The sequence below is a fragment of the Microbacterium sp. KRD172 genome (assembly GCF_017168295.1).
Classification (GTDB): domain Bacteria; phylum Actinomycetota; class Actinomycetes; order Actinomycetales; family Microbacteriaceae; genus Microbacterium; species Microbacterium profundi.
Map to the genome: position 1 here is coordinate 1 of NZ_JABFAS010000012.1, position 864 is coordinate 864.

At 68.9% G+C, this 864-nt stretch carries 1 protein-coding gene; it reads left to right on the top strand.

The annotated features are described in order from the left end of the window. The coding region (locus J1M43_RS16075) for an HAD-IC family P-type ATPase (RefSeq protein WP_206477466.1) at positions 1 to 797 on the top strand (797 nt) is incomplete at its 5' end. Positions 798 to 864 lie beyond the last annotated feature (67 nt).

Genomic DNA, 864 nt, shown 5'->3' on the forward strand with positions numbered 1-864 from the left:
AGTCGGTGCTGGCGTTGGCGGCCGCTGTCGAGCAGCACAGCGAGCATCCGATCGGGCGAGCCGTCGTCCGCGCCGTCCCGGAGGGCAGCGCCCCTGCCGCGAACTTCCGGGCGATCCCTGGCCACGGCGTCGAAGGGGTCGTCGACGGGCGCTTGGTCCGAGTCGTGCAGACGGCTGATGAATCGGGCACGGTCGGCACGATCGTGGACGTCCTGGTCGATGGTGAACCTGTCGGAACGCTCACCCTCGACGACGCACTCCGCCCGGACGCGGCCTCCTCGGTCGCACGAACCGAGACCCTCACAGCGTCGCCGGTGCACCTGCTCACCGGGGACAACGACCGCACCGCCGCCGACATCGCCGCACGCACCGGGATTCGTGTCGTCCACGCCCGGCTGCTCCCCGCTGACAAGGCCGACGCGGTGAAACGACTCGAGGATGACGGCGCCACCGTGATGGTAGTCGGCGACGGGGTAAACGACGCCCCCGCCCTGGCCGCGGCCAGCATCGGTGTCGCGATGGGACGGCACGGCTCCGACCTCGCCCTGGACACCGCCGATGCGGTCATCATCCGCGACGAACTGTCCGCGGTGCCCGCGGTCATCAACCTGTCCCGCAAGGCACACCGGTATGTGGTGGCGAACCTGATCATCGCCGCGACCTTCATCACCGTGCTGGTGACATGGGACCTGATCGCCACATTACCGTTGCCGCTCGCGGTCGCCGGACACGAAGGATCTACCGTCATCGTCGCCCTCAACGGGCTGCGCCTGCTCCGCAAAAGCGCCTGGACATGAGATCTCGCATGCGGGTGGAACTAGACCTCGGGGGCCGGCCATGACACCGAAACGTCCCGCCATGGCC